Here is a 21,591-nt window from a genome sequence, read left to right on the forward strand (position 1 = left end):
ACCTTGTTGGGAATTTAGGGTACTTGCCCCATCCGGGGTTTTTTTAATAAAAATCGCAGAACTTTTTCAATATACGCTGGTCTACATAGGTAGTTATGATTCGAGCGACTGAAAAATCAGTGTGTTAGATTTGGGAGAAGTCGGCTCGAATGAGTGGACAAAAAAGCGATCAAGAGCTCGTAGAGCTGGTGCAGCAGGGAGATAAAAACGCATTCAACCTTCTGGTGCTCCGTTACCAGAGTAGGGTGATTAACCTGATTTCCCGTTACGTGCGCAATCAGGCCGATGTGGCCGATGTGGCACAGGAAGCCTTTATCAAGGCATATCGGGCACTGGCTAATTTCCGAGGCGAAAGTGCGTTTTACACCTGGCTGTACCGCATCGCGGTCAACACGGCAAAAAATTATCTGGTTTCTCAGGGCCGCCGAGCGCCGGCCAACGATGTGGATGCCGATGATGCCGAGTATTATGACGGCAGTGATGCATTAAAAGAGTTTGCCTCGCCGGAGCGGCTGATGTTGTCTGACGAAATCAAGCGTGTGGTGTTTGAAACGTTGGAAGAGTTGCCCGAAGAGTTAAAGATGGCCATTTCCCTGCGTGAGCTGGATGGTATGAGCTACGAGGATATCGCCAACGTGATGGAATGCCCTGTGGGCACAGTACGTTCGCGAATTTTCAGAGCGCGGGAAGTGATAGACAGGAAGCTGCAGCCGCTGCTGGAGTCCTGAGAACCCTCAGGGTACGTCAGCCATGTTTTTGCACCCTTAAGAGAGACTTGAGTAATGGAAAAGACAGGACAGGAATGGGTATCTGCGAGTGTTGATGGCGAAACCGATCGTCAGACTCTTGCCGAGCTTGCCGCAGATACGGATTCTCATGCCAAGTGGCAGCGTTATCACCTGATGGGTGATGCCATGCGCGATGAGTTGCCTCAGGCAATGCCACTCGATTTGTCTGCCCGCATTGCGGCCGCACTCGAGGATGAACCTACTATCCTGGCACCCAAGGTTGAGCGCGAAGCACCTACACAGGCACCTTCCCGTGCTGTGGTTGTGCCCTTCATGCGCCAGCTCGGGCAGTACGGTATAGCCGCAGCCGTTGCGCTGATGGCGGTAGTCGGGGTTCAGAATTATCAGAGTACACAGGATGATGCGCCACTGCCTGTGCTCAACACCCGTCCTTTGGTGGGCACAGCGACGCCTGTTAGCTTGCAAACCGGACCGGTTGCCAATCAAAATCAGGGCAATGCCAACGATCAGTTGCTGGAGCAGCGCCGCCGTATCAATGCGTATCTGCAAGATCATATGTTGCAGCAGAGATTGAACACAGGTGCGGTTGTGGACGACAATAGCGAGGTTACCCCAATTCCAGTCAATCGCTGAAGGAGTTAGCTTGCGATCCATTCTTCTGGCCCTCGTGGTCATGGTCCTGCCGGTATCTGCCCAGGACCTGTCTGCCAAGGCCTGGCTTGAGGAAATGAGCCGGGCTCTCAATCAAGAACAGTTCAAAATGTCGGTCATTCATCTTCAGGCCGACCATATACGTCCTCTGGTTTACCTCCATGGCAAGGTCAATGGTCAGGAGGTCGCTTTCCTTGAGCATCTTAATGGGCCAATTAAAAACGCTGTCCGTATTGATAACAGGGTGACCTTTATCGAGCACGACCAGCCGGCGTTTACGGTAAATGCCGACAGAATTCAGGGGCTGTGGCCAGCGGTGTTCGCCAGTGCGCCCTCCGCCATCGAGGCGGGTTACCAGTTTGTTCTTGGGGGACGCAGTCGCATTGCCGGGCGTCCGGGGCAATTGGTGCGCTTCATTCCCAACGACCCCCACCGTTATCCACTGCAGGTTTGGGTGGATATGGAAACCTATTTGCCACTGCGCTACGAGCTTTTGACCGACGAGAAAGATCTGTTGGAGCAGATCATGGTGGTGGAGCTGTTGGTGCTCGAAGAGCCTGCTCCCCTCCTGGTGGAAGCCGCCAAACAGGACTGGCCACCGGTGATTAATCAACTGGACAGGCACGATGGCCAAAATTGGACTTTCACCTGGTTGCCGGAAGGCTTCAAGGTGGTGGCAAGGGATCATCACAGATTGATGGGCTCACAGGAGCCGGTGGAGTATGTCGCCATCACCGACGGCATCGCCAATATCTCTGTCTATGTTGGCCGCGCCGGTAATGTGCCCATGCCAGACGAGCTCATGACCCGCAACGGCCTTGGGCTTGTCAGCGAAAAAGTGGGTAATGCCGAGGTGGTCGCGGTAGGGCGTGTGCCAATGGCCACCTTAAGCCGTATTATCCGCAGCCTGGCGCTGGATAAATCATCATGATGGAAGAGCTGGCCCGTGTCGTGCGGGTCGAATCCTCAGGCTGGGTGACGGTCGAAGTCGAGGTTAAGACTGCCTGTGGACACTGCGCAGCCAGCGAAAGCTGCGGCACGGGTGCCATCGCCAGCGCCTTTGCCGGTAAGACCCAGCAGTTCTCAATCAAAAGCACTGAGGCGTTTGAAGAGGGTGAGCTTATTCGCCTCGGTCTGCCTGAATCTGCGCTGCTCAAAGCGGCGGCGCTGGTCTACCTGCTGCCACTTGTCGGTTTGCTCCTGGGAGCCTTTGGCGGCAAGATGGCAGGCTCAGCGTTAAGCTTCGGCAGTGAAACTGCCAGTCTGGTGTTTTCGCTGCTGGGGGCCATAGTGGCCTGGCTCTGGGGAAAGCGGCTTGCCAAAAACCTAGAGCGTCAAACTCAACCTGTCATCCTCGCCCGCCTGGGCAAAGCGGTGGAACCCTCTTGCCTGACTAAAGCAGTCTGACTTTCCTGCGGATCAGATTGGTATTACCCCCGTAATCGGGTACAATTTCGCACCTTTGATTTTGTCTTCCATTTTTAGTTTGGTCATTACCGAAGAATGAAACACATTAGAAACTTCTCCATCATTGCCCACATCGACCACGGCAAGTCCACTCTGTCTGATCGCCTTATTCAGGTGTGTGGTGGTCTAACGGACCGTGAGATGGCCGAACAGGTCCTGGACTCCATGGATCTTGAGCGCGAGCGTGGCATTACCATTAAAGCCCAAAGCGTGACCCTGGACTACACCGCCAAAAATGGTGAGACCTATCAGCTGAACTTTATTGATACCCCCGGCCACGTGGACTTCTCCTATGAAGTATCCCGTTCACTCGCTGCCTGTGAAGGCGCACTCCTGGTGGTGGATGCCGGTCAGGGCGTAGAAGCCCAGACATTGGCCAACTGCTATACCGCGCTGGAAATGGATCTGGAAGTGGTACCGGTACTGAACAAAATCGACCTGCCCCAGGCCGAGCCTGAGCGTGTGGCTACCGAGATTGAAGACATCGTTGGCATCGAAGCCCAGAATGCGGTGCGCTGCTCTGCCAAGACCGGTGTCGGCATCGATGAAGTGCTTGAAACCATAGTCGCGCAGATCCCTTCCCCAGAAGGCGACCCTGAGGCGCCGCTGCAGGCACTTATCATCGACTCCTGGTTCGACAGCTACCTCGGCGTGGTGTCACTGGTGCGTATCAAGAACGGCGTGCTCAAGAAGGGTGAAAAGTTCAAGGTGATGAGCACTGGCCAGGCTTACAACGCTGACCGCGTCGGTATCTTCACGCCGAAGATGAAAGACCAGGCTGAGCTGAAAACCGGTCAGGTTGGCTATGTTATCGCCGGTATCAAGGAAATTCACGGCGCGCCCGTGGGTGATACCCTGACCCTGGCCAAGCACGGTGCCGACAAGCCGCTGCCGGGCTTTAAGAAGGCTAAGCCTCAGGTATACGCCGGTGTGTTTACCATTTCCACCGACGACTATGAAAGCTTCCGTGATGCGCTGAATAAGCTCAGCCTGAACGATGCTTCTTTGCAGTTTGAGCCTGAAACCTCTTCGGCACTGGGCTTTGGTTTCCGTATCGGTTACCTCGGCCTGCTGCACATGGAAATCATCCAGGAGCGTCTGGAGCGTGAATACGATCTGGACCTCATCACCACGGCGCCTACCGTGGAATACGAAGTGTTGATGACCAACGGCGAAACCGTGTACGTGGATAACCCGTCCGACCTGCCGGCTATCAACCACATCGAAGAGATGCGTGAGCCTATCGTTCAGGCCAACATCCTGGTGCCAAAAGATTACCTGGGTAACGTGATTACCCTGTGTATCGAGAAGCGTGGCGTACAGAAGAACATGGTTTACCACGGTAACCAGGTGGCACTGACTTACGATATTCCCGCCGCCGAAGTGGTGATGGACTTCTTCGACCGCCTCAAGTCGACCAGCCGTGGTTATGCCTCGCTGGAATATAACTTCATTCGCTTCGAGCCCGCTGACATGGTGCGTCTGGACGTGCTCATCAACGGTGACCGGGTAGACGCGCTGGCGATGATCATTCACCGCTCCAACATCCGTCACAAGGGTATTGCCCTGGTGGAGAAGATGAAAGAGCTGATCCCAAGGCAGATGTTTGATATCGCGATTCAGGCCGCCGTGGGTAACCAGGTTGTTGCCCGTTCTACCGTGAAGGCCTTGCGTAAGGACGTAACGGCCAAGTGTTACGGTGGTGACGTGTCCCGTAAGAAGAAACTGTTGCAGAAGCAGAAAGAAGGTAAGAAGCGGATGAAGCAACTGGGTAACGTGGAAGTACCTCAGGAAGCCTTCCTCGCAGTGCTCAAGCTTAACGAATGATCACACTCTTTTACTTGCTTCCCTAAGCCTTGCTTAGGTAAAACAACGATAAAGGCGCCGCAGTATGCGGCGCTTTGGTTAGCAGATCCTCTGGGTGTGCTCACCAAAGCGACTGGCTCTGAGTCAATTTTCTTTGCCACAGAGTTAAGCCAATCACTTTTAACGCCAAGGAGTTACCCCGTTAATGGCTGCGTATTTTTCACAAATTCTGGTGATAGTTACCCTGGTGTCAGGGTTGATTTGGCTGTTTGATGTGCTGTTTCAGGCCCCCAAGCGCAAGGCGGCCCTGGCAGTGGCCCAGTCGGGCGATGCCAATCTCTCAGACGAAGCCGTCGAGGCCATCACTAAAGAGCCTTACATTGTTGAAACGGCCCACTCTGTGTTTCCGGTCATCGCCTTTGTGCTGGTGCTGCGATCTTTCCTGTATGAGCCATTTCAAATTCCGTCAGGTTCCATGATGCCAACCCTGCTGGTGGGAGACTTTATCCTGGTAGAAAAGTTCAGCTATGGCATTAAAGAACCCATGTGGCGTAAAGAAATTATCGCCACGGGTAAGCCGGAGCGCGGCGACGTGGTGGTCTTCAAATACCCGGAAGAACCCAGAATTGACTATATTAAGCGTGTGGTAGGCCTGCCGGGAGACCGCGTGTTTTATCAAAACAAAGAACTGTACATACAGCGCGCCTGCGTCGAAGGCGAGGTCTGCCAGAGCGTCCCCGCCAAGGTGGACCGCATCCCCCTTGGCGACAGCGAGTTTGTGCAGGATGGTGTCCGCCTCAAGCACTATAAAGAGCAGCTTGGCGAGGTGGAACATGAGATTTTGATCAATCCATCCCGACCAGACATGCGCGGCATGTTCTACCGCAAAGGCACAGTGGCAGCCGGTGAGTTTGTGGTGCCTGAAGGCCAGTACTTTGTGATGGGGGATAACCGTGACAACAGTACCGACAGCCGTTTCTGGGGCTTTGTGCCCGAAGAAAATCTGGTGGGTAAAGCCGTGGCCATTTGGATAAGCTTTGAGTTTGACCGCAAGCCTTCTGATGTGCTGCCAACCTGGGTGCCTACAGGGGTACGTTTTGAGCGTGTGGGCGGTATCCAGTGAGCATGATGGAACCTATTAAAAATCTGCCCAGACTCTGTCGGACTCTGGGTTATGAGTTCAGCGATATCCGCTTGCTTGAGCAGGCCCTGACCCATAGAAGTGCCTCGAATCTGCATAATGAGCGGCTGGAGTTTTTAGGCGACTCCATCCTCTCTATCGTCATTTCCGACGCGCTGTTTCATCAGTTTCCCAAAGCCACCGAAGGTGACTTGAGCCGTATGCGCGCCACCCTGGTGCGCGGCGATACCCTGGCGGTGATTGCCAAGGAGTTCAAGCTGGGGGACTACCTCAATCTGGGGCCCGGTGAACTCAAAAGCGGCGGGTTCAGACGAGAGTCTATCCTTGCTGACGCAGTTGAAGCCATCATAGGCGCTGTGTATTTGGATGCAGACCTGGAAACCTGCCGCAGCTTATTGCTGGGCTGGTATGAAAAGCGGCTTGCCGACATCAAGCCCGGGATTGGCCAAAAGGATGCCAAGACCCTGCTGCAGGAATATTTGCAGGGCATTAAAAAGCCCCTGCCTGAATATCAGGTAACCCAGGTAGAAGGTGAGGCTCACGATCAGACCTTTACCGTGGAATGCCGGGTGACCGACCTTGCCGACGCCGTCGTGGGTGTGGGCAGTTCTCGCCGTAAAGCCGAACAAATGGCGGCGGCACAAGTTTTGGAATTATTGAATCAATGAGCAAGAAACCCGAACCAGGTGTACCGGAAAACGAACCGAGCCTGGAAGATCTGCTGGCACGCATGAACAGCCAGAATCAGCCCGAAGAGCACTACGATGTGACCTATTGCGGTATGGTGGCCATCGTTGGTCGTCCCAACGTAGGTAAATCCACCTTGCTCAACAAGTTGCTAAAGCAAAAAATCAGTATTACTTCCCGTAAGCCGCAGACCACCCGTCACCGCATTATGGGTATTCATACCGAAGGGCCGAATCAAATCGTTTTTATTGATACCCCCGGTCTGCACATCGAAGAAAAGCGTGCCATCAACCGCCTGATGAACCGTGCTGCTGCCAGTTCTCTGGCCGATGTGTCCATGGTGATCTTTGTGGTAGATGGCATGGAATGGACTGCCGACGATGAAATGGTACTCAACAAGCTGCGCCGCGGCGGTGAGCATCGCAAGACGGTGCTTGCCATCAACAAGGTTGATGGTATCAAGGAAAAAGAAGAGCTGTTCCCGTACCTTATCGAAGTATCCAAAAAATACCCCTTCGATGACATAGTGCCGGTATCTGCAAAGCAGGGCACCAACGTGGAGCGACTGTTGGACCTGGCCCGTGAATCGCTGCCCGAGTCTGTGTTCTTCTTCCCCGAAGACTATGTAACTGACCGCAGCCAGCGCTTTATGGCCTCTGAGATTGTCCGTGAAAAGCTGATGCGCTTCCTCGGTGATGAACTGCCCTACGATGCCACCGTGGAAATCGAACAGTTCAAAATGATGGAAAACGGCGTTTACCAAATCAATGCCCTGGTGCTGGTCGAGCGTGATGGCCAGAAGCGTATGGTGATTGGTAAAAAGGGCGAACGTATTCGCACCATCGCCACCGAGGCCCGTAAAGACATGGAGCGCCTGTTTGATAACAAGGTGTTCCTTGAAGTGTGGGTGAAGGTGAAATCCGGCTGGGCCGACGACGAGCGGGCACTTCGCAGCCTGGGTTACGGCGAAGATTAATCCCGGGGCCGCGATGGAAAGGGGTTACCTGCTGCATTCGCGTCCCTATCGGGAAAACAGCGCCATCGTGAACCTGTTGGTGGATGGCGCAGGTCGGGTCGACGCCATTGCGCGGCTCGGCAGCGGCAAGCGCTCAAGCCGGGCGCTGCTGCAACCCTTCCAGCCCTTACTGTTTTCACTGTCGGGCAAGGGGGAGCTCAGAACCCTTATCCAGCCCGAAGCCTATGCCCCCGCCATTCCGCTGCAGGGCGATGCCCTCTACGCCGCCATGTATCTCAATGAGCTCCTGATGCGTTGCCTCAGCCACAGCCACGCCGGTGAAGGGCTGTTTTTCAACTATCACCAGACCTTGATGTCCATGGCCAAGGGCTTTTGTCAAAGCCAGCTGAGATACTTTGAGTTGTCACTGCTTGAAGAACTCGGTGCCTGTCCATCGCTCTCGGATGATACCCTGGGCGCGGCCATCAGTGCCGAATGTGCCTATCGTCCTTGCCCCGAGGGGGGGCTTGCCCCCAGCACTCTTGAGAAAGCCATTTCAGGTCGGGCGATTCTTGCTTTGGCACAGAAGGAACTCTCAGAAGCCGATTTTGCCGCGGCCCGGCAGTTGCTGCGATTTTTGCTGGCGCCCTTTGTGGGCAGTAAGCCCTTGGTCAGCCGTCAACTCTTTGCCAACCGAAACAAAAGCTGAGTTCACACAAGCGCTTGCTTTCAGTGGCAAATGCTTACCCGGCTATATCAAGGCGAAGGGGGATTCAGTACAATGCCAATCAATATTGCCAAGACAATTCTGAAGGAGTACCCGATGAGCCGCATTCTTCTGGGCGTGAACATCGACCACATCGCCACCCTGCGTCAGGCCCGTGGCACCAACTACCCCGATCCCGTGCACGCCGCCGCCGTGGCTGAGCATGCAGGTGCCGATGGCATCACCATTCACCTGCGTGAAGACAGGCGCCATATCATAGACCGCGATGTTTACCTGCTGGCCAAAACCCTGAAGACCCGGATGAACTTCGAGTGTGCCGTTACCGAAGAGATGCTCAATATCGCCTGTGAGGTAAAACCCACTTATGTGTGTTTGGTGCCAGAGAAGCGTGAAGAGCTGACCACGGAAGGTGGCCTGGACGTCGCGGGTCAGAAAGATAAAATCCGCGCAGCCGTGGAGCGTTTGGCTGCCCAGGGGATTCTGGTGTCTCTCTTTATCGATGCCGACAAGACTCAAATCGACGCCGCCCACGAAGTTGGCGCGCCTTATATAGAGATCCACACCGGCTGTTACGCCGATGCCCACACCGAGGCCGAAGCAGAAACCGAGCTTAAGCGTATCGCTTCCATGGCCAAATATGCCCATGGCTTGGGAATTACCGTGAATGCCGGCCACGGCCTGCACTACCATAACGTAAAGCCCATCGCTGCCATTCCTGAGCTGTATGAGCTCAACATCGGTCACGCCATTGTTGCCCGTGCCGCTATCGATGGTCTGGAAAAGGCCGTACGTGACATGAAGCAGCTGATGCTTGAAGGTCGTCGGGGCGAATAATGTCAGTGCTGGGGCTGGGGACTGACATAGTTGAGATTGAGCGTATTCGCAGCCAACTTGAACGTGGCGGCGATCGCCTCGCCAAGCGGGTGCTGACTGAATCCGAGCTGGCGATTTTTGTCGGCAGCGGTCAGCGCGAGCTGTATCTGGCCAAGCGTTTTGCCGCCAAGGAGGCGGTAGCAAAGGCATTGGGTACCGGCATAGGTCGCGGCGTGTCATTTCAACATATCGAAACCTACAGCGATGAGTTTGGCGCTCCCTGTGTGCGCCTTACCGACGGCGCCCTCGACAGGATGCATCAGCTTGGTGCGGATCAGATTAGGCTGTCTATCGCCGACGAGCGACATTATGCAGTGGCAACAGCCATCTTATGTAAAAACTGAAGGGAGCCTGGCTCCCTTTTTTGTGGCTTGTTAAAGGCCAGGTTCTTTGTTTTACTGGTACACACGTACCACTTTGTGCGCCGAGTCTGCGGACAAGACACTAACGCCACAACAATCATCCATGCCAAGGAGAGCAATATGAAGACCGCCGCCGAGCAGCTTGCGCGCTACAAGAGTGTGCACCTGAATCCCACCAATATGAAAACCCACTTTGTCGGTATACCGCTGATAATCTGGTCAGCCTTTGTGTGGCTCGGGCTTATTCGGTTTGAGCTTGGCAGCTTGGGCGAGGCCAGCGCAGCCATGGTGTTTACCCTGATAGTGCTCGCTTACTACGTTAAATTGCATGTACGCCTTGCCGCGGGCATGCTGGTGTTTATCCTGCCGGTGCTGTACACCTCAGACATGATGGCTGCAATGCCACAAGCCACATGGATAGCTGCCGTGGTGTTTGTTATTGGCTGGGTGTTTCAACTCATTGGCCATAAGTACGAAAAGGCAAAACCGGCGTTTGTGGATGATATGAATCAGCTGTTGATAGGGCCTTTCTTTTTGATGGCCGAAGTGTACTTTGCCCTGGGACTTGAAAAGGCGCTTGAGCGAGAGATAACCCCCCAGGCCATAGCCCTGCGCAAGGCCCTTGAAGCGAGTCGCAAGACAGCTTGAGTCGTTGACTCGGGAAAAGAAAAAAGACGCTCAGGGCGTCTTTTTTGCGTTATCGGGGGCCTGATACAGGTCGGGCATTACCCTTACGGTCTTCACCATATTTTCGGCCACCTCCATGACTTCAATCGGATAGCCTTCAAGGCGCAAGCTGGTGTTGGGGGAGGGGATGTCCTCCAGATATTCCAGGATAAGGCCGTTCAGCGTCTTGGGGCCATCGATGGGTAAGTCCCACTTCATCTCTTTGTTCAGCTCACGGATGTTGATACTGGCATCAATAAGCAGGCTGCCATCTTCCTGAGGATGGATTTCCTCGCTGGCGGTGGGCACCATGGAGGTGGTGAAGTCACCCACAATCTCCTCAAGAATGTCTTCAAGCGTTACCAGACCCTGAATATCACCGTATTCATCCACCACCAGACCGATACGTTCCTTGTTTTGCTGGAAGTTGGCCAGCTGCACGTTAAGGGGAGTGCCTTCGGGGATAAAGTAGAGCTCTTTCACTGCCCTGAGCAGGGTCGCTTTGCTGAATTCTTCTTTGGACTGCAGGCGCAGGGCATCCCTTAAGTGAATAAAGCCCACAGCATCGTCTATGGTATCGCGGTATACCAATACCCGGGTGTGTGGACTGGTAACCACCTGGCGATTGATCTGCTTAAAATCATCGTTAACGTTGATGGCGTAGATTTCGGCGCGGGTGATCATAATGTCTTCCACTGTCACCTTCTCGAGGTCGAGGATAGACAGCAGCATGTCCTGGTGGCGTTGGGGAATAAGAGCACCTGCCTCGTGCACCACGGTGCGCAGTTCTTCCTGGCTCAGGGCATCATTGGTCGCTACGTTGCGAATACCGATAAGCCGCAAAATGCCTGATGTGATGATGTTCATCAACTTCACCAGAGGCTGCAATATGACCAGCAACCATCTAAGCAGCAAACTCGAGGGGTAAGCGATACGCTCAGGGTGCAGGGCCGCCACCGTCTTGGGGGTGACTTCAGCAAATACCAACACCACCACAGTGAGTAACCCGGTTGCTATGGCTACACCCACATCCCCCCAAATCCGCATACCAATGATGGTGGCAATGGCTGAAGCAAGAATATTGACCAGGTTGTTACCAATCAGGATAAGGCCTATCAAACGGTCGGGGCGGTCGAGCAGCTTCAGCGCCCGTTTGGCACCCTTGTGACCACTGCCGGCAAGGTGTCTGAGCCGATAGCGGTTCAGTGACATCATGGCAGTTTCAGAGCCAGAGAAATAGGCAGAAATCAGGATTAACACTAACAGGGACAGCAGGAGTGTTCCGGTCGATATCGCGTCCAAGCAAAGGCTCCACTATGGCCAGGAGATGTAAGTAAATACTGGCATTTTAAAGGGGTGTCAAGTTAGCCAAGGGGCTAAGCCCCTTGGCCGGGAACTTAATTGAGTATGAGTTCCTTGACGATTCGGGCGCCAAAATAGGCGAGCGACAACAGGGTGGCGCCGGTCAGGGTGTAGGCTATGGCAGTACGGATGCGGCAACCGACAGAATATTGTTGCCACAGCATGGCGATGTAAACAAACCAGGCCATGATGGAGAGTATGGCTTTATGGCCTTTGCCCTCGGCAAACATGTCATCGAGGAAGATAAAGCCGGTGGCCAGACCAAGGCTCAGCAGAATCATACCGATGATCACCAAGTGATACAGCTGCTTTTCCACCGTCATCAGTGGCGGCATGGCAGGGCTTAACATCAGCTGCTTTTTCTTAAGCTTGTTTTGGATCATCGCCAGCTGAATGGCGTACAGGGCTGCTATCATCAGCGCACTGTAGGCCATGAGTGACAGCACAACGTGGGCCAGCACCTCAGGATTATGTTCGAAGTGGGTTATGTACTTGGGGGGCACCAGCCACAAGAGTGCCACAGATAACACCGAGCAGGCATACACCACAGGCACAACCACTATCACTTTCAAGCGGAAAATAAGAATGCTGAAGGTAAAAGCGATAATCCAGTTCACCAGTGAAATCACATTGGTGAGGCTGAAATTCTGGCCTTCGTCGGTGAAAATGGCTTGCTGCAGGGCGGCGGCGTGCAATACCACAGCGATGGAGGCCACGGCGGCCACGGCACGACGGTTGGGGCCTTCGGCGTGAAACAGTCGACTGGTCACCAGTATCAGGGCGATACAGTAGAAGAACATGGCTGACGCAGAGAAAAGAACCATGGGTTACAACCTGCTTTTAGTTACTCTAGTGCTTCGCGTTGCGAGAGCGGGATTGGCGATTTGGAAATTAGAATAACACGACCCTTTAGCAAATGGGCAGTGATGTGAGTTGCAAATTTTAGCCAATTCTGATTGTTAGCCGCACTATTCCTTATCTGCCATCCATACAGGCAAGCGGACAGGTAGCATAAACCGCAGGCATCGCTATAATACAAGCCCACATTTGACATTATTAAAGGTTTGCACAGGACGATGTTTGAGAACCTGACCGACAGACTGTCGCGTACGCTGAAGACTATCAGTGGTCGCGGTCGCTTAACGGAAGACAACATTAAAGACACCCTGCGGGAAGTCCGTATGGCGCTCCTGGAGGCCGATGTGGCCTTGCCGGTTGTCCGTGAATTTGTGAATGCCGTTAAAGAGCGCGCGGTAGGCCAGGAAGTGGCCAAGAGCCTGACGCCAGGTCAGGTGTTTGTCAAAATCGTTCAAAGTGAGCTTGAAAAGGCGATGGGTGAGGCCAACGAGGCCCTGAATCTCGCCGCCCAGCCTCCTGCGGTGATCATGATGGCGGGTCTGCAGGGGGCGGGTAAAACCACCTCTGTGGCCAAGCTTTCCAAGTTCCTGCGTACCCGCCATAAAAAATCGGTGTTGGTGGTCAGCGCCGACGTTTACCGTCCTGCAGCGATTAAACAGCTCGAAACCCTGGCCAAAGAAGTGGAAGTGGAATTCTTCCCCTCCGATGTCAGCCAAAAGCCCATCGACATTGCCAATGCCGCGATTTCCCATGCTAAGCTGAAATTCATCGATGTAGTCATCCTCGATACTGCGGGTCGCCTGCACGTCGATGAAGCCATGATGGATGAGATCAAGGCGCTGCATGCCGCGGTCAAGCCCATTGAAACCTTGTTCGTGGTAGACGCCATGACGGGTCAGGATGCTGCCAACACGGCCAAGGCCTTTAATGAGGCGCTGCCGCTCACCGGCGTGGTACTGACCAAGGTGGACGGTGATGCCCGCGGTGGTGCGGCGCTGTCTATCCGCCACATCACAGGCAAGCCCATTAAGTTCCTCGGTGTCGGCGAAAAGACCGATGCCCTTGAGCCATTCCACCCCGACCGTGTTGCCTCGCGTATTCTCGGTATGGGTGACGTACTCTCCCTGATTGAGCAGGTTGAGCGCGGCGTCGATAAAGAAAAAGCCATGAAGTTGGCCTCCAAGGTCAAATCGGGTGGTAATTTCGACCTCGAAGACTTCCGCGAGCAGCTGCAGCAGATGAAAAACATGGGCGGCATGATGGGCCTGCTGGAAAAATTGCCCGGCGTTGGTCAGCTGCCACCGGAAGCCATGGCACAAATCCAGGATGGTAAAATGACCCGCCAAATGGAGGCTATTATTAACTCCATGACCCCGGGTGAGCGCCAGAATCCGGATATCATCAAGGGCTCTCGCAAGCGCCGTATCGCTGCGGGTAGTGGCACACAAATTCAAGACGTTAACCGTCTACTTAAACAATTCACCCAGATGCAGAAGATGATGAAGAAGATGTCTTCCAAGGGTGGTATGCAGAAAATGATGCGCGCCATGGGCGGTATGATGCCCGGCGGCATGAAGCTTCCCGGGCGTTAAGCCCGGACGCAGTGCAGCCGTAAAATTGGCCAGTTTCGGTTGCATTCGCCTGAAACTCAGGTAAAATTCTCCGGCTTTCTTGCTGGGACTCTTCTGCGAACACGGGGTTCCAGTTTTTATTTTTGCTTCTGGCAAATCATTAGAGGAAAAAAAACGCATGGTTACCATTCGTTTAGCTCGCGGCGGCGCTAAAAAGCGTCCTTTCTACAACATCGTAGTAACTGACTCTCGTAACGCCCGTGACGGCCGTTTCATCGAGCGCGTTGGTTTCTTCAACCCACTGGCCAAAGGTCAGGAAGAAACTCTGCGTCTGGATCTGGACCGTGTTGATCACTGGGTTGGCAACGGTGCTTCTACTACCGATCGCGTAGCCAAGCTGATCAAAGACGCCCGTAAAGCTGCTGCTTAATGGCGTGAAGGTATAGATTGATGAGCAGTAATCAACAACCTGTAGTAGTAGGCAAAATCGGCTCTACTTACGGCGTAAAGGGTTGGATGAAGATCACCGCCTATACCGATTCCGTTGAAGGTATTTTCGACTATTCACCATGGCTTCTTAAAGAACATGGCGAATGGCGCGAGGTGAAGGTGTCCCAGTGGCGCTTCCACGGCAAGGCGGTTGTCGCCGAGCTGGAGGGAGTCAGCAACCGGGAGCAGGCTCAAATGCTCACCAACTGTGAGATTGGGATCCTGGCCGAACAAATGCCTGAGTTGCCCGAAGACGAGTTCTATTGGCGCGATCTCATTGGCTGTGAGGTACTGAACACCAAGGGTTACAACCTGGGTAAAGTTGATCAGATCCTGGAAACAGGCTCCAACGACGTGCTCATGGTTAAGGCCAACGCCAAAGATGCTTTCGGCAAAACGGAACGTATGATTCCGTATCTGCCTGACCAGTTTGTACTTGAAGTCAAACTGTCAGAAAAACAGATCATTGTGGATTGGGATCCTGACTTCTAAATCGAGGTACCAAACATGTGGTTAGGGGTAGTTACCCTGTTTCCCGAAATGTTTCGTGCCATCACTGATTTTGGGGTCACGGGTCGGGCCATCAAAAATGGCCTGCTGGAGTTGCACACGTGGAATCCCCGTGATTTCACCCATGACAGACACAGAACCGTGGACGACAGGCCTTATGGCGGCGGCCCGGGAATGTTGATGATGGTGCAACCACTGAAGGACGCCATCCAGGCTGCCAGAACGGCGGCGGGTGACGGAGCCAAGGTGATATATCTGTCGCCACAGGGGCGCAAGCTGACACAGCGAGGCGCAACTGAGCTGGCAGAAACGCAGAAGCTGATTCTGGTGTGTGGTCGCTACGAAGGTATCGATGAGCGCATCATTCAGACTGAAGTGGACGAGGAGTGGTCAATCGGTGATTACGTGCTTTCGGGCGGTGAATTACCGGCAATGACCCTGATTGATGCAGTCTCCCGTCTGGTACCCGGCGTGCTGGGTAAACAGGCGTCGGCGGAGCAGGATTCCTTCTCCGATGGCTTGCTCGATTGTCCTCACTACACCCGGCCCGAATCTTTGGATGGACTGGACGTACCGGCAGTGCTGCTCGGTGGCAACCACGAAGACATTAGACGCTGGCGTCTTAAACAAAGTCTCGGAAGAACTTTTTTAAGAAGGCCGGAATTATTTGAAAATCTAGCTCTGACTGACGAACAAACCCGCCTGCTGGCGCAGTTTGTCGACGAAATGGACAGTCCACAGAAGTCGTAGCTCAGTTAATTCTAGTATGGAGTTTACATGAACAACATCATCAAGATGCTCAACGATGAGCAAATGAAAAAAGACGTTCCTGATTTTGGCCCAGGTGATACCGTAGTGGTTCAGGTACGTGTTAAAGAAGGTGACAAAGAGCGTCTGCAGGCGTTCGAAGGCGTTGTAATCGCCAAGCGTAACCGTGGTCTGCACTCTGCTTTCACCGTTCGTAAGATCTCTAACGGTGAAGGTGTGGAACGTGCTTTCCAAACTCACAGCCCTCTGATTTCCAGCATCGAAGTTAAGCGTCGTGGCCGCGTTCGTCGCGCCAAGCTGTACTATCTGCGTGAGCGTTCAGGTAAGTCTGCACGTATCCGTGAGAAGCTGGCGACCAAGTAATCGCCCAAAAAAGACGCAAGTGTTCGCACAGAAAACCGCCCTCGTGGCGGTTTTTTGTTTGTGCTGACAACACAATTTCTCCACCGAAAAGCCTTTCCACTCGCCTCTTGGTGCCATCTTCGCGAATTTTGAGTGAATTTTTATCAACTGCGCTTGCAGGGCGTCGAGTAAACAGGCACACTGTGCTTTCTGTTGTAATGGTGTAGCATTACAAAAATACATTTTTGAATATATAAATCTCAGCTGAGGTTGTCGATGGGGCAGCGCCAGCGCCGTTAAACACAGAAGGTGATCCCATGCAGCAAGATACCATCAACAATGTGCACATTAGCGCCGAGAAGGTGCTTATCACGCCACAGGAGCTGAAACGCGAACTGCCATTGTCTGAGCATGGTTACCAGTATATTTTGCGCTCCCGCCGCACTGTGGCGAACATAGTACACAAGCGCGACCCACGTCTGCTGGTGGTGGCCGGGCCTTGCTCTATCCACGACATTGCCGCGGCCAAGGAATACGCCCTTAAGCTTAAAAAGCTCCATGATGAACTCAAAGATGAGTTCTTTATTCTGATGCGGGTCTACTTCGAAAAGCCACGCACCACAGTGGGCTGGAAAGGGATGATTAACGACCCGGACATGGATGAGTCATTCGATGTGGAAAAGGGATTACGTCTGGCTCGCGAGTTGATGATTTTCCTGGCTGAGCTTGAGCTGCCAGTGGCCACAGAGGCGCTCGACCCCATAAGTCCTCAGTACATTTCTGAGCTTGTCACCTGGTCTGCCATTGGCGCCCGCACCACTGAATCCCAGACCCACAGGGAAATGGCCTCGGGCCTTTCCATGCCGGTGGGCTTTAAAAATGGTACCGACGGTAAGTTGGATGTGGCCATCAATGCAATGAAGTCGGCCGCCAGCGGTCACCGCTTTATGGGCATTAATCAGGAAGGGCAGGTGGCGCTTTTGCAAACCAACGGTAACCCCGATGGCCACATCATACTGCGTGGTGGCAGCAAGCCTAACTATGATGCCGACAGCGTGGCCGAGTGTGAGGCGCAGGTACGCTGGGCCGGGCTCGATCCCAAATTGGTCATAGATTGCAGTCACGGCAACTCCTCAAAAGATCACAACCGTCAGGACCCCGTGTGCCGCGATGTATTTGCCCAGGTTGCCGCCGGCAGTGATGCCATTATCGGCGTGATGCTGGAAAGTCACCTCAATGCCGGTAACCAGCCCTGTGATAAACCCCTGTCAGAGCTCAGGTATGGCGTTTCTGTTACCGATGCCTGTATTGATTGGCAGACGACTGAAACCTTGCTCCGTGAAGGTGCTGAGAGCCTTTCGTCGGTGATCCCTTCAAGATTTGTTATGCTGAAGGCTGCCAATGGCTGACAGGATATTTGATATGACCGAAAAGACCACCGCCGAGCTGGAAAACCTACGGGGCCTGATTGATGGTGTCGACAGCCAGTTGCTGTCACTGCTTCGAAAGCGTCTCGATTTGGTGGCCCAGGTTGGCACAGTCAAGCATGCGGCGGGTCTGCCAATTTATGCGCCCTCCCGGGAGGCGGCCATGCTGGGTAAACGCCGTGCCGAAGCCGAAGCCATGGGTGTAAGCCCGCAGCTGATTGAAGACGTTCTCAGACGCCTGATGCGCGAATCCTACATGAGCGAAAAAGACGTGGGTTTCAAGCAGGTGAACCCGGAACTGGGCCATGTTGTCATTATAGGGGGACTGGGTCAGCTTGGCCGGTTGTTTGCGCAGATGTTTGCCCTGTCCGGCTATGAGGTGAGACTCCTTGACAAGGACGATTGGGATCACGCCGGCGAGCTTTTTAACGGTGCGGGTTTGGTGCTGGTGACGGTGCCCATTGCCGCTACTTGCTCGCTCATTCGCGAGCGCCTCGGCAACTTACCAGAGCACTGTGTGCTTGCCGATCTCACCTCCATCAAGGGGGCTCCGCTTAATGCCATGCTTGAGACCCACAAGGGCCCTGTGGTGGGCTTGCACCCCATGTTCGGCCCGGACGTGGGCAGTCTTGCCAAGCAGGTGGTGGTAGTGTGCCATGGTCGTGGCAGCGAGAAGTATCAGTGGCTGATGGAGCAGATTGGTATTTGGGGAGCGAGACTGGTGGAGGCCGATGCGGGTCGCCACGATAAGGCGATGCAACTGGTGCAGGCCATGCGTCACTTCTCGTCGTTTGTGTACGGCCTGAACCTTTGCCGAGAACAGGCAGATATCGACACACTGCTGGAGTTCAGCTCGCCCATCTACCGTTTGGAACTTGCGATGGTGGGGCGCCTTTTTGCCCAGAGCGGTGAGCTGTACGCTGACATTATCTTTGCTCAGGAAGAGAGCCTGACGGCGATTTCAGACTTCCTCGATAATTACCGCGATGCGCTGGAACTCCTGAAAGCCGGAGACCGCGCTGGCTTTATCGCACGCTTTAATGAGGTGTCAACCTGGTTTGGTAATTACTCACAGCAGTTTCTTACCGAGAGCCGCGCCATGCTGCAATCCGTTAATGATATGCGCTCTGTTTAACTCGCTGTTCCTCATGAAAAAAGCGTCCTTTAAGGCGCTTTTTTCTTTGTAAATCAGTAATGCCTTAAGATGATCTGCTTCAAGGAACCGAGCTTTGCTGCTTTTTAAATGCAGCAATATCCGTATCCTTCGCTCCTAACATGCATAAATAAAGCATGAAATATTAAGGAGCCATGTCGTGTTTTGTATTCAGTGTGAACAGACCATTCGTACCCCTGCCGGCAACGGTTGCAGCTATGCCCAGGGCATGTGCGGCAAGCTGGCGGCAACCTCAGACCTGCAAGATCTGCTGATTTATATGCTTAAAGGCGTTTCTGCCTGGGCAGTGAAAGCCCGTGAGCTTGGCTTGGCTCCGACTGAGGCAGATACCTTTGTCCCCAAAGCTTTTTTCGCAACCCTGACTAACGTGAACTTCGACGATGAGCGCATCATAGACTATGCACGAAAAGCCGAGAGTCTGCGCAACGAACTCAAAACCCAAAGCATTGAGGCCGCTCAAAAGGCTGGTATTCGACTTGATACCTTGCCGGACAGTGCCTCCCTGCTGCTTGGCACCTCCAAGCCAGAGCTTCTGGAGCAGGCCAAGCTGGCACTGCCGAACCTGGGTAAAGAGGCGATACACGAGGATGTGATGGCCTTAAGGCTCTTGTGCCTCTATGGTCTAAAGGGCGCTGCGGCCTATATCGAACATGCACGCGTGCTTGAACAGCAATCAGCGGACATCGCCGCTGAATTTCATCGCATCATGGCTTTCCTTGGCACCGACAGTGCAGATGCCGATGCACTCTTTACCGCCGCCATGGACATAGGCCAGCTTAACTTCAAGGTGATGGCCATGCTCGATGAGGGTGAAACCGCCGCCTTCGGCCACCCTGAACCGACTCAAGTGAATACCAAGCCGGTAAAGGGCAAGGCGATTCTGGTGTCGGGCCATGACATGAAGGACCTTGAGCTGATCCTTCAGCAAACCCAGGGCAAGGGGATAAATGTTTACACCCATGGTGAAATGCTGCCGGCGCTGGCCTATCCCGAGCTGAAAAAATATCCGCATCTGGTGGGTAACTACGGTAGCGCATGGCAAAACCAGCAGAAGGAGTTTGCCAACTTCCCCGGCGCCGTGGTGATGACCTCAAACTGCATTATTGATCCCAACGTTGGTCAATACGCCGACCGTATCTTTACCCGCAGCATTGTGGGCTGGCCGGGCGTAGTGCACCTTGAAGGTGATGACTTTTCTGCCGTGATTGAGAAAGCTCTATCGCTGGAAGGTTTCCAATACGATGAGATCCCTCACGAAATCACTATTGGCTTCGCCCGTAATGCCCTGATGGCTGCGGCCCCGGCTGTGGTCGAAAATGTGAAAAATGGCAGTATCCGCCACTTCTTCCTGGTGGGGGGGTGTGATGGTGACAAGGCCGAACGCAGCTATTTTACCGATTTCGCCAAGGCAACACCGAAAGACAGCCTGATCCTGACACTGGGCTGCGGCAAGTACAAGTTCAACAAGTTGGAGTTTGGTGATATCAACGGTATTCCAAGGCTGCTCGACATTGGCCAGTGCAACGATGCCTACTCAGCTATTCAGCTTGCTATTGCCCTGTCTGAGGTGTTTGAGTGCGATATCAACGCGCTGCCCCTGAGTCTGGTGCTTTCCTGGTTTGAGCAAAAGGCAATCGTGATTTTGCTGACCCTGCTATCCCTTGGGGTGAAGAACATTCGCACCGGTCCTACACCGCCGGCGTTCCTGACTCCAAACCTGCTCAAGGTCCTGGAAGACAAGTTTGGTCTTAAAAATACCACCACGGTCGAGGCCGACTTGAATGCGATTCTGAATGTCGCCTGAGTTAATGCAAGACGGCGCCAAGCGCCGTCTTTTACATTGTTTTGGGGATAACGAGTTATGAGTCAACACCGGGACGCTGCCCTGCTGGCAGCCAAACCCTGGCAGGATTTACCACCAGGCACGCCTTTTCGCCTTTGTTGCATGGAACGGATTGATGAAACCCACGATGTGGTAACGTTTCGATTCGAAGCCGCAGGGCAAGCTGTGCGTTTCAACTATAAGCCGGGCCAGTTTATCAGCCTGTTGCTGGAGATTGCCGGTGAGCCCCACAGCCGGGCCTATACGCTGTCTTCTTCACCGTCCAGGCCCTACAGCATCAGCATCACAGTTAAGCGGGTCGAGGGCGGCCTTGTCTCCAATTATCTGATTGATAATTTAAGACCCGGCCATGCCCTGGATGCGATGGGGCCATCCGGCAGCTTTAATCTGGTGGATATTCCCGCCGACAGGTATTTGTTTTTAAGCGCAGGTTGCGGCATTACGCCTATGTTCAGTATGAGCCGTTGGCTGACCGATACCCGTGTCGGTGCCGATATTGCTTTTGTTCACAGTGCCAAGAGCGCGAATGACCTGATATTTGCCCGTAAGCTTGAGTCCATGGCCAATAACCACAGCGGCTTTCGCCTCGGATACGTTATCGAACAGGGGGATAGCTCGGATCTGCCCTGTGCCCCAGTGCGGCCGGGGCGCTTGACGGTATCAGGGCTGGACACTCTGGTCAGCGACTGGCGCGAGAGAACCTTATTTGTTTGCGGCCCCGAGGCCTATATGGCAGCAGTTGAGGCCATGGTAAGGGAGGCCGGGTTTGCCATGTCGCGTTTTCATCAGGAAAGCTTTGGAAAGCCGGGCGCACCAACCCAAAGTGTGGGACAGGGCTTTATGCTGAAGGTGGGGGAAAAGGCACATCCCCTTGGTGAATCTGGTCTGCTGCTTGAGGGGATAGAGGCGCTTAAGTTACCCATCATCGCAGCCTGTCGCAGTGGTGTGTGTGGTGCGTGCAAGTGTCAGGTGCTGGAGGGGGACATCGAGAGGCTGTCAGAGATGACCCTGACCGAAGAAGAAAAAGCCAATGGTATGGTGCTGGCTTGTTCTACACGGGCGCTCTCGCATATCAGCCTTAAGCTTTAAGTCAGTGTTGCACACTATACTGGGGCTGTTTTTTGGGGCCATGGTTGCGCTTTTGCCGATGGGAAAGTAAGGTT

23 protein-coding genes are annotated in these 21,591 nt (G+C 53.8%); 21 read left to right on the forward strand and 2 right to left on the reverse strand.

The window, feature by feature from the left end; genetic code table 11:
• The first annotated feature begins 149 nt into the window (after nt 1-149).
• The 12 genes from rpoE (at nt 150) to JQC75_RS04195 (ending at nt 10,066) form a co-directional block, all read left to right on the forward strand.
• The gene (gene rpoE, locus JQC75_RS04140; protein WP_011758991.1) at nt 150-728 is read left to right on the forward strand and encodes an RNA polymerase sigma factor RpoE; all 579 of its coding nucleotides are present in this window, start codon (nt 150-152) and stop codon (nt 726-728) included.
• A gap of 54 nt (nt 729-782) precedes the next feature.
• Entirely contained in the window at nt 783-1,382 is a 600-nt protein-coding gene (locus JQC75_RS04145) for a sigma-E factor negative regulatory protein (protein ID WP_203326217.1), read from the forward strand.
• Between the two features lie 10 nt (nt 1,383-1,392).
• On the forward strand, nt 1,393-2,331 hold the full coding sequence (locus tag JQC75_RS04150) for a MucB/RseB C-terminal domain-containing protein (protein WP_203326218.1): 939 nt from the start codon (nt 1,393-1,395) through the stop codon (nt 2,329-2,331).
• Nucleotides 2,328-2,807, forward strand: a complete 480-nt coding sequence (locus JQC75_RS04155; RefSeq protein WP_203326219.1) for a SoxR reducing system RseC family protein — start codon at nt 2,328-2,330, stop codon at nt 2,805-2,807. The genes JQC75_RS04150 and JQC75_RS04155 overlap by 4 nt, the downstream gene beginning before the upstream one ends.
• Before the next feature lie 96 nt (nt 2,808-2,903).
• Complete coding sequence (gene lepA, locus JQC75_RS04160) at nt 2,904-4,694, forward strand: translation elongation factor 4 (protein WP_203326220.1); 1,791 nt, start codon at nt 2,904-2,906, stop codon at nt 4,692-4,694.
• Between the two features lie 184 nt (nt 4,695-4,878).
• Nucleotides 4,879-5,796: a signal peptidase I gene (lepB, locus tag JQC75_RS04165; RefSeq protein WP_203326221.1), complete on the forward strand. Its 918-nt coding sequence runs from the start codon at nt 4,879-4,881 to the stop codon at nt 5,794-5,796.
• Between the two features lie 5 nt (nt 5,797-5,801).
• Nucleotides 5,802-6,482, forward strand: a complete 681-nt coding sequence (gene rnc / locus JQC75_RS04170; RefSeq protein WP_203326222.1) for a ribonuclease III — start codon at nt 5,802-5,804, stop codon at nt 6,480-6,482.
• A complete protein-coding gene (era, locus tag JQC75_RS04175; RefSeq protein ID WP_203326223.1) occupies nt 6,479-7,477 on the forward strand; it encodes a GTPase Era in 999 nt (332 codons plus the stop codon). The genes rnc and era overlap by 4 nt, the downstream gene beginning before the upstream one ends.
• A gap of 13 nt (nt 7,478-7,490) precedes the next feature.
• Complete coding sequence (recO, locus tag JQC75_RS04180) at nt 7,491-8,165, forward strand: DNA repair protein RecO (protein ID WP_203326224.1); 675 nt, start codon at nt 7,491-7,493, stop codon at nt 8,163-8,165.
• A 114-nt stretch (nt 8,166-8,279) separates the two neighbouring features.
• Nucleotides 8,280-9,017 carry a pyridoxine 5'-phosphate synthase gene (gene pdxJ, locus JQC75_RS04185; protein WP_203326225.1) on the forward strand — a complete coding sequence of 246 codons (738 nt, stop codon included), beginning with the start codon at nt 8,280-8,282 and terminating at the stop codon, nt 9,015-9,017.
• Nucleotides 9,017-9,400 (forward strand): holo-ACP synthase, encoded by a 384-nt coding sequence (acpS, locus tag JQC75_RS04190; RefSeq protein WP_203326226.1) that lies wholly within the window; start codon nt 9,017-9,019, stop codon nt 9,398-9,400. Before pdxJ ends, acpS begins: the two co-directional genes overlap by 1 nt.
• Nucleotides 9,401-9,538: 138 nt before the next feature.
• On the forward strand, nt 9,539-10,066 hold the full coding sequence (locus JQC75_RS04195; protein WP_203326227.1) for an Mpo1 family 2-hydroxy fatty acid dioxygenase: 528 nt from the start codon (nt 9,539-9,541) through the stop codon (nt 10,064-10,066).
• A 30-nt stretch (nt 10,067-10,096) separates the two neighbouring features.
• Here JQC75_RS04195 and JQC75_RS04200 read toward each other — a convergent pair whose 3' ends face one another.
• Together JQC75_RS04200 and JQC75_RS04205 are read right to left on the reverse strand one after the other, a co-directional pair.
• Nucleotides 10,097-11,386, reverse strand: coding sequence for an HlyC/CorC family transporter (locus JQC75_RS04200; RefSeq protein WP_203326228.1), 1,290 nt, complete (start codon nt 11,384-11,386; stop codon nt 10,097-10,099).
• A gap of 95 nt (nt 11,387-11,481) precedes the next feature.
• Nucleotides 11,482-12,270 (reverse strand): cytochrome C assembly family protein, encoded by a 789-nt coding sequence (locus JQC75_RS04205; protein WP_203326229.1) that lies wholly within the window; start codon nt 12,268-12,270, stop codon nt 11,482-11,484.
• A 252-nt stretch (nt 12,271-12,522) separates the two neighbouring features.
• On the opposite strand from JQC75_RS04205, the gene ffh reads away from it, so the two are divergent.
• The 9 genes from ffh to JQC75_RS04250 all read left to right on the forward strand — a co-directional run bounded on the left by ffh (nt 12,523) and on the right by JQC75_RS04250 (nt 21,517).
• Nucleotides 12,523-13,896, forward strand: a complete 1,374-nt coding sequence (ffh, locus tag JQC75_RS04210) for a signal recognition particle protein (RefSeq protein ID WP_203326230.1) — start codon at nt 12,523-12,525, stop codon at nt 13,894-13,896.
• 157 nt (nt 13,897-14,053) lie between these two features.
• Nucleotides 14,054-14,305: a 30S ribosomal protein S16 gene (gene rpsP, locus JQC75_RS04215; RefSeq protein ID WP_011759006.1), complete on the forward strand. Its 252-nt coding sequence runs from the start codon at nt 14,054-14,056 to the stop codon at nt 14,303-14,305.
• 20 nt (nt 14,306-14,325) lie between these two features.
• Nucleotides 14,326-14,856: a ribosome maturation factor RimM gene (gene rimM / locus JQC75_RS04220; RefSeq protein WP_203326231.1), complete on the forward strand. Its 531-nt coding sequence runs from the start codon at nt 14,326-14,328 to the stop codon at nt 14,854-14,856.
• A gap of 15 nt (nt 14,857-14,871) precedes the next feature.
• A complete protein-coding gene (gene trmD / locus JQC75_RS04225) occupies nt 14,872-15,624 on the forward strand; it encodes a tRNA (guanosine(37)-N1)-methyltransferase TrmD (RefSeq protein WP_203326232.1) in 753 nt (250 codons plus the stop codon).
• Between the two features lie 27 nt (nt 15,625-15,651).
• The gene (rplS, locus tag JQC75_RS04230; protein WP_011759009.1) at nt 15,652-16,005 is read left to right on the forward strand and encodes a 50S ribosomal protein L19; all 354 of its coding nucleotides are present in this window, start codon (nt 15,652-15,654) and stop codon (nt 16,003-16,005) included.
• Nucleotides 16,006-16,301: 296 nt separating this feature from the next.
• A complete protein-coding gene (locus JQC75_RS04235) occupies nt 16,302-17,393 on the forward strand; it encodes a 3-deoxy-7-phosphoheptulonate synthase (protein WP_203326233.1) in 1,092 nt (363 codons plus the stop codon).
• A 13-nt stretch (nt 17,394-17,406) separates the two neighbouring features.
• On the forward strand, nt 17,407-18,546 hold the full coding sequence (tyrA, locus tag JQC75_RS04240; protein WP_203326234.1) for a bifunctional chorismate mutase/prephenate dehydrogenase: 1,140 nt from the start codon (nt 17,407-17,409) through the stop codon (nt 18,544-18,546).
• Between the two features lie 178 nt (nt 18,547-18,724).
• Nucleotides 18,725-20,389 (forward strand): hydroxylamine reductase, encoded by a 1,665-nt coding sequence (gene hcp, locus JQC75_RS04245; protein WP_203326235.1) that lies wholly within the window; start codon nt 18,725-18,727, stop codon nt 20,387-20,389.
• Nucleotides 20,390-20,446: 57 nt separating this feature from the next.
• A complete protein-coding gene (locus JQC75_RS04250) occupies nt 20,447-21,517 on the forward strand; it encodes an FAD-binding oxidoreductase (protein ID WP_203326236.1) in 1,071 nt (356 codons plus the stop codon).
• Nucleotides 21,518-21,591: the final 74 nt, after the last annotated feature.

The organism is Shewanella litorisediminis (assembly GCF_016834455.1).
In the GTDB taxonomy this organism is placed as follows: Bacteria; Pseudomonadota; Gammaproteobacteria; order Enterobacterales; family Shewanellaceae; genus Shewanella; species Shewanella litorisediminis.

Bases quoted from the DNA above. Each gene is read 5' to 3' on its own strand.
- rpoE (WP_011758991.1), top strand. From the start codon at position 150: ATGAGTGGACAAAAAAGCGATCAAGAGCTCGTAGAGCTGGTGCAGCAG.
- JQC75_RS04145 (WP_203326217.1), top strand. From the start codon at position 783: ATGGAAAAGACAGGACAGGAATGGGTATCTGCGAGTGTTGATGGCGAA.
- JQC75_RS04155 (WP_203326219.1), top strand. From the start codon at position 2,328: ATGATGGAAGAGCTGGCCCGTGTCGTGCGGGTCGAATCCTCAGGCTGG.
- lepA (WP_203326220.1), top strand. From the start codon at position 2,904: ATGAAACACATTAGAAACTTCTCCATCATTGCCCACATCGACCACGGC.
- lepB (WP_203326221.1), top strand. From the start codon at position 4,879: ATGGCTGCGTATTTTTCACAAATTCTGGTGATAGTTACCCTGGTGTCA.
- rnc (WP_203326222.1), top strand. From the start codon at position 5,802: ATGGAACCTATTAAAAATCTGCCCAGACTCTGTCGGACTCTGGGTTAT.
- era (WP_203326223.1), top strand. From the start codon at position 6,479: ATGAGCAAGAAACCCGAACCAGGTGTACCGGAAAACGAACCGAGCCTG.
- recO (WP_203326224.1), top strand. From the start codon at position 7,491: ATGGAAAGGGGTTACCTGCTGCATTCGCGTCCCTATCGGGAAAACAGC.
- pdxJ (WP_203326225.1), top strand. From the start codon at position 8,280: ATGAGCCGCATTCTTCTGGGCGTGAACATCGACCACATCGCCACCCTG.
- acpS (WP_203326226.1), top strand. From the start codon at position 9,017: ATGTCAGTGCTGGGGCTGGGGACTGACATAGTTGAGATTGAGCGTATT.
- JQC75_RS04195 (WP_203326227.1), top strand. From the start codon at position 9,539: ATGAAGACCGCCGCCGAGCAGCTTGCGCGCTACAAGAGTGTGCACCTG.
- JQC75_RS04205 (WP_203326229.1), bottom strand. From the start codon at position 12,270: ATGGTTCTTTTCTCTGCGTCAGCCATGTTCTTCTACTGTATCGCCCTG.
- ffh (WP_203326230.1), top strand. From the start codon at position 12,523: ATGTTTGAGAACCTGACCGACAGACTGTCGCGTACGCTGAAGACTATC.
- rpsP (WP_011759006.1), top strand. From the start codon at position 14,054: ATGGTTACCATTCGTTTAGCTCGCGGCGGCGCTAAAAAGCGTCCTTTC.
- rimM (WP_203326231.1), top strand. From the start codon at position 14,326: ATGAGCAGTAATCAACAACCTGTAGTAGTAGGCAAAATCGGCTCTACT.
- trmD (WP_203326232.1), top strand. From the start codon at position 14,872: ATGTGGTTAGGGGTAGTTACCCTGTTTCCCGAAATGTTTCGTGCCATC.
- rplS (WP_011759009.1), top strand. From the start codon at position 15,652: ATGAACAACATCATCAAGATGCTCAACGATGAGCAAATGAAAAAAGAC.
- JQC75_RS04235 (WP_203326233.1), top strand. From the start codon at position 16,302: ATGCAGCAAGATACCATCAACAATGTGCACATTAGCGCCGAGAAGGTG.
- tyrA (WP_203326234.1), top strand. From the start codon at position 17,407: ATGACCGAAAAGACCACCGCCGAGCTGGAAAACCTACGGGGCCTGATT.
- JQC75_RS04250 (WP_203326236.1), top strand. From the start codon at position 20,447: ATGAGTCAACACCGGGACGCTGCCCTGCTGGCAGCCAAACCCTGGCAG.